Below are 5,294 nucleotides of genomic sequence, written 5' to 3'. Positions count from 1 at the left end.
TTTGCCAGATTTTGGTTCCTGGCAAGGCGCAAGACGGTGAGGAAGCGGAATGTAGCTCGCCTACATGAGCATTCCGAACCGGATTGCAACGCCGCCAGGGACCAAAAGATGGTGAATGGCAACACGCCCTGGCGGGGGATGCTTCGGCATCCCCCTTTTCTCCCCCTGGTCCGACGGAGCATCACCATGGAAAACTCCCACGCACCCGCCAAAAAACCCGGCAAAGCCCTCCTGGGATTCTTCCTCCTGGCCGTGGCGATTTTTATGTATGTCTCCATTTTTTATAAAGTTTATCACTACGGGCCCTGAACCCGCCCTCCGTTTTTTCCACACGTCTACTTTAGCCGGGTGATTGCGCCATGAGCGTTTCCCTGTTCCAGACGGTCGATTCGGCCCTGCCCTCCGCACGGGACATCCTGGAGCTGATGAAGCTCAAAATCGGTGGCATGATCGCCCTGACGGCGGTCGTCGCCTATATCGTGGTGAGTCCGACGGTCGAACCCCTGCATCTGCTGGCCCTGACCCTGTTGATGATTCTGGGCTCCGCCAGCTCCGGCATCGTCAACCACGTTTACGATCGGGATATCGACCAGCGCATGTCCCGCACCGCCAACCGTCCCCTGGTGCGTCAACCCGGCACCGATCTGCGTGTACCCCTGGTTCTGGCCGCCCTTTTCCTGGGCATCTCCGTGCTGCTCTCCCTGCACCTCTTCAACGCCCCCACCGCCTTTTATCTCTTCATGGGGGCCCTGGTCTACGGGGTGGTCTACACCATCTGGTTGAAGCGCCGCACCTGGACCAACATCATTTTCGGCGGCACCTCCGGCAGTTTCGCCGTCCTGGCGGGAGCCGCCGCCGCCGATCCCCAGGCCACCACCCTGCCCTGGCTCTTCGCCCTCTTTCTCTTCTTCTGGACCCCCACCCACTTCTGGTCCCTGGCCATCTTCCTCAAGGAAGACTATCGCCAGGCCGGCATTCCCATGCTGCCGGTGCTGATCGGCGAGAAAAAGGCCGCCCGGGTCATCCTGATCAACTCCGTATTGCTCATCGCCTCCTCCCTGCTGCCCTGGTGGTTCAGTGAACTCGGCCCCCTCTACGGTATGGGAGCCTCTGCCCTGGGAATCTTCCTGCTCTGGCAGAATCTGCGCATGGTGAAAAATCCCGACGCCACCACGGCCCGGGCCAACTTCCTGGCCTCCATGAAATATCTGGGCGGCATCTTCTGCTTCATGGTGGCCGATATTCACCTGCCCTGGAACTGATTCCCTTGCAAACCGCACCCATCTCGGGATGTTGAAGGCATACGGGGGTCCGGGCGGCGCCCCGAAGTGTTGACCTAGCGGGTCGAAGCCTCGAAGAAAAGCGCACCAACCCGATCCTGTTGTACACTCTTGGAAATGCTTCGACCCGCCGGAGGGGGCCAGGGGAGGGACTCCCCATCCTTGAAAACGCCACCTTCACCGAGGTTCAGGTTTTGCAAGAATAAGGGCCTCTTATTCTCGAACAACCCTGGCTGTGTCCGGGTGTTGAGTTTAAAGAAGGGGAGGATGAGTCCCTCCCCTTGCCCCCTCCGGCGGGTCGAAGTGAGGACAAGGTTTGGAAAAGATGTGAGTTGGGCATTTCCCCTTTGGCTTCGACCCGCCAAAGGCCACGTCAACACCTCGGGGCGCTGCCCCGAACCCCGCCGGGGGGGACAATCCCCCCGGACCCCCGTATAACTGAAAAGCTCAACATCCCAAGATGGATGCGGTTCAGGCGCGGTTCGGTACCCCCTTCTCCGGGAGTCCCACCCGCCAGGTGGCCAGCCCCAGACAAAAGAGCGCCCAGGCCAGAGTGATGGTCCAGGCTCCCAGATAGGAGGCGTTACCCAACAGGGCGGCAACCGGCTCGTAGAAGGGGCGACGAATCACCTCCAGGGCGTGGCTGACCGGATTGACCACCATCAGAGCCCACAACCAGGGGGGCGTCTTGTCCAGGGGGAAGAGAGCGCCGGAGAGCATCCACAACGGCATCAGAAAGACCGACATCACGGCGTGAAAACCGGCGGTACTCTCCAGCCCCCAGGCCACCAGCAAGCCCAGAGTGGTGAAACCCAGGGTGACAATCAGCAGCCCCGGCACCAGCAGCAACAGATTCCACCCCAGGTTCAGTCCCAGAAAGGGCGCCGCCACCAGCAGCGGCAGGGTCTGCACCAGGCCCACGCCCATGCTGCCGAAAACCTTGCCCAGCACGATGGCCCAACGCGGCGCCGGAGAGACCAGCACCTCCTGCAACAACCCCTGTTGCCGATCCTCGATGATGGTGATGGTCGAGAAGATTCCGGAGAAGAGCATCAGCATCAACAGCATTCCCGGGTAGAAATACTCCAGGTAGCTGACCCCTTCCAGTCCGGGAGCCCGGAAGGCCGGCGAAAAACCGGCGCCCAGCACCGCCCACATGAGCAGGGGTTGGGCCAGGCTGCCCGCCACCCGGTGCGGCTGGCGGAAAAACCGCACCATCTCCCGTCGCGCCAGAGCCCCGACCGCCGCCATGCCGTTCATGCCGCCACCTCCCCTTCGACCGCTTTTTCCCCGGTCAGATGGATGAAGAGATCCTCCAGGGTCGCCTCCTTGAAGGAGACGGAGAGCAGATCCTCCTTGAACTCCACCAGGATTCGCGCCAGCAGCCGATCCAGGTCGGGGCCTTCCAGACGCATCTCCCCCTCCAGATGCTGCACCTGGATGGCCGGCTCGTGGCGCAACCAAGCCTCCAGGGCCTCCGGTCGGCGGCTTTTCAACACCAGAAGATTGCGCCCCACCTGACGTTTGAGGGCTTCCGGAGTGTCGTTGGCCAGCATGACACCCTTTTTGAGAATACCCACGCGATCCGCCGCCTCCGCCTCCTCGAAGAGATGGCTGGTCAGGCAGATGGTCAAACCCTCCTCACGACGCAGGGTCAGCAACCGGTCGAGGAAGGCCCGCCTCACCCCCGGATCGAGCCCGGTGGTGGGCTCGTCCAGCAGAAGGATGCGGGGTTCGTGGAGGAGCACCTTCACCAGTTCCACCTGTCGGGCCAGCCCCCCGGAGAGTTGGCCCACCCGGTCCGCCAGGCGATCCTGTAAACCCGACCAGGAGAGGGCCGCTTCCAGGCGACGGTGAAATCGCCCGGCATCCAGGCCATACAGGCTGGCGTGGATGCGAAAGTTTTCCATCACCGTCAACTGCCGGTCGAGGGCGGGTTTCTGAAAGGCCACCCCCAGCAACTGCCGCGCCCCGGAGCCGGCGGCGAAGAGATTCTTCCCCCCCACCAGCACCTCCCCGGCACTGGGCTGCATGACCCCGGCGAGAATCTTGAACAGGGTCGATTTCCCGCCCCCGTTCGGCCCGGTGAGGGCGAAGAACTGCCCCTCCTCCACCTGCAGATCGAGGGGGAGCAGGGCTTGCCGGGGCGGATCGCGCCGCCGGGAACCGGGATAATAGTGGCTGACCGCCCTGGTCTGAATCAGGGCCGACGCAATCGGTACAGGTTGCCGTGACACCGTGTTTTCCTTAATTTAAAGAAGGTATACGACTCTTTCCGGGTTGGGAGGACACCGCACCATGGCTTCATCCCCCTTTTCACTGCCCGTTCCCGAGGATCCCCAGGGACGACGGCTGGCGGTCGCCTGGTTGTGGCTCGCCCTCTGCTCTCTGGTGGGCTCCGGGTTGGTGGTCATTCTGGTGGTGCTGGCCCGCACTCCGGTATTGAACACCTTTCTGCCCTGGATCGACTCCTTCCGCACCGCCCTGGTGGTGCATGTCGATCTTTCGGTGCTGGTCTGGTTTCTGGCCTTCGCCGGCATGCTGGCGGCCCTACCCCGTCAGGTGGCCCCCGGCTGGATCGACTGGCTGGCCCTGTGGCTCGCCGCTGCGGGCTGTCTGCTGTTGACCTTTTCGCCCTTTCTCGCCGCCGGAACGCCTTACCGCAACAACTACGTCCCGGTATTGGACCAGCTGCCCTTTTTCGCGGGGCTGGTGACCTTCCTGACCGGCAGCGGCCTCATGGCCCTGCGCAGTCTGTTGCCCGGCTTCTGGCGTCCCACCCTGAACCAGGGCGCCATCGCCCTGCGCATCGGTCTGCGCTCCGCCCTGGCCATTCTGCTGCTGACCCTGCTGGTCTGGCTGGCCACCTGGTGGCGTCTCGAACCCCAGTCCGAGCGGGAGTACCACTTCGAAGTCCTCTTCTGGGGGGGAGGACATGTGCTGCAGTTCGCCCACAGTCAGATCGTCATGCTGGTCTGGCTCTGGCTGGTTTCGATCGTGGCCAGACCGGCCCTCACCCCCCGGCTGGCGGGCCTGCTCTTTTTTCTGGGAGCCCTGCCGGTGCTGGCCGCCCCGGCCATCGAATTCCGCCTCTTCCTGACCTCACCCTCCCTGCGGCAGGCCTATGTCGATCTCATGTGGTACGGCGGGGGCATCGCCCTGATGCCCATGGGACTGGCGGTGGTGGTCGCCGCCATCTCGGGCCGGAACCGGGAGCCGCGCCACGCCCCCTTGCGCTGGAGTCTGGCCTTTTCCCTCTTCCTGATTGCCCTTGGCGGCATGATCGGCTTTCTCATCGACGGGGTCAACGTCACCATTCCCGCCCACTACCACGGGGTGATCGTCGCCATCACTCTGGCCTATATGGGCCTGATCTACCACCTGCTGCCGCTGTTGGGCTATCCCGCGCCCAATCTGAAACTGGCCACCTGGCAACCCATCCTTTACGGCATCGGCCAGAGCTGTCACGTTCTCGGCCTGGCCTGGTCCGGGGGGCATGGCGTGCAGCGCAAGACCTACGGCGCCGAACAGGCCCTGGACACCCTCTCCACCAAGCTGGCCATGGGCATCATGGGTCTCGGCGGACTGCTGGCCGTGGTGGCCGGGGTCCTCTTCCTGGTCCTGGTCATTCGTTCCCTGCTCTCCAAACCGGTTGTGAATTCTTAAGGAGCTTCACCCCATGGAATCCCTGATCCCGATCCTGCCCCATTTCCACGCCACCCTGAATCTGGTGGCGGCCATTCTCATCTCCAGCGCCTGGGTGGCCATCCTCAAGGGGGACCGCGTCACCCATCGCAACCGCATGATCGCGGCCTTGCTGGTCTCCACGGTTTTTCTGATCTCCTATTTGACCTATCACGCCAAGGTGGGCAACATCCCCTTCGCGGGACAGGGACTGATCCGCCCCCTCTATTTCGCCCTGCTGGCCAGCCATGTGATCCTGGCCGCCGCCGTGCTGCCCCTGATCCTCCTGGCGGTGTTCAACGCCCTGCTGAAGCGTTTCGAACAGCACCG

5 protein-coding genes are annotated in these 5,294 nt (G+C 63.1%); 3 read left to right on the top strand and 2 right to left on the bottom strand.

Annotation, left to right across the window (positions count from 1 at the left end):
- Window positions 1-359 precede the first annotated feature (359 nt).
- The gene (gene cyoE, locus HQL56_17875; protein MBF0311389.1) at window positions 360-1,262 is read left to right on the top strand and encodes a protoheme IX farnesyltransferase; all 903 of its coding nucleotides are present in this window, start codon (window positions 360-362) and stop codon (window positions 1,260-1,262) included.
- Window positions 1,263-1,751: 489 nt separating this feature from the next.
- On the opposite strand, the gene HQL56_17870 is transcribed toward cyoE, so the two are convergent.
- Both HQL56_17870 and HQL56_17865 read right to left on the bottom strand, forming a co-directional pair.
- On the bottom strand, window positions 1,752-2,540 hold the full coding sequence (locus HQL56_17870; protein ID MBF0311388.1) for an ABC transporter permease: 789 nt from the start codon (window positions 2,538-2,540) through the stop codon (window positions 1,752-1,754).
- Window positions 2,537-3,484, bottom strand: coding sequence for an ABC transporter ATP-binding protein (locus HQL56_17865; protein ID MBF0311387.1), 948 nt, complete (start codon window positions 3,482-3,484; stop codon window positions 2,537-2,539). Before HQL56_17865 ends, HQL56_17870 begins: the two co-directional genes overlap by 4 nt.
- A 94-nt stretch (window positions 3,485-3,578) precedes the next feature.
- Between HQL56_17865 and HQL56_17860 the strand changes: the two genes are divergently transcribed.
- Together HQL56_17860 and HQL56_17855 are read left to right on the top strand one after the other, a co-directional pair.
- The gene (locus tag HQL56_17860; GenBank protein ID MBF0311386.1) at window positions 3,579-4,946 is read left to right on the top strand and encodes a cbb3-type cytochrome c oxidase subunit I; all 1,368 of its coding nucleotides are present in this window, start codon (window positions 3,579-3,581) and stop codon (window positions 4,944-4,946) included.
- A gap of 13 nt (window positions 4,947-4,959) precedes the next feature.
- Window positions 4,960-5,294 (top strand): DUF420 domain-containing protein (locus HQL56_17855; GenBank protein ID MBF0311385.1); only part of this gene is annotated, 335 nt, incomplete at its 3' end.

This window comes from Magnetococcales bacterium (genome assembly GCA_015231925.1).
Taxonomy (GTDB): domain Bacteria; phylum Pseudomonadota; class Magnetococcia; order Magnetococcales; family JADGAQ01; genus JADGAQ01.
Note: the sequence above shows the minus strand (reverse complement) of the source record. Positions and strands in the feature narration are given on the sequence as shown.

Excerpts from the sequence above, each read along its gene's own strand:
- HQL56_17870 (MBF0311388.1), bottom strand. The coding sequence starts at position 2,540 with ATGAACGGCATGGCGGCGGTCGGGGCTCTGGCGCGACGGGAGATGGTG.
- HQL56_17860 (MBF0311386.1), top strand. The coding sequence starts at position 3,579 with ATGGCTTCATCCCCCTTTTCACTGCCCGTTCCCGAGGATCCCCAGGGA.
- cyoE (MBF0311389.1), top strand. The coding sequence starts at position 360 with ATGAGCGTTTCCCTGTTCCAGACGGTCGATTCGGCCCTGCCCTCCGCA.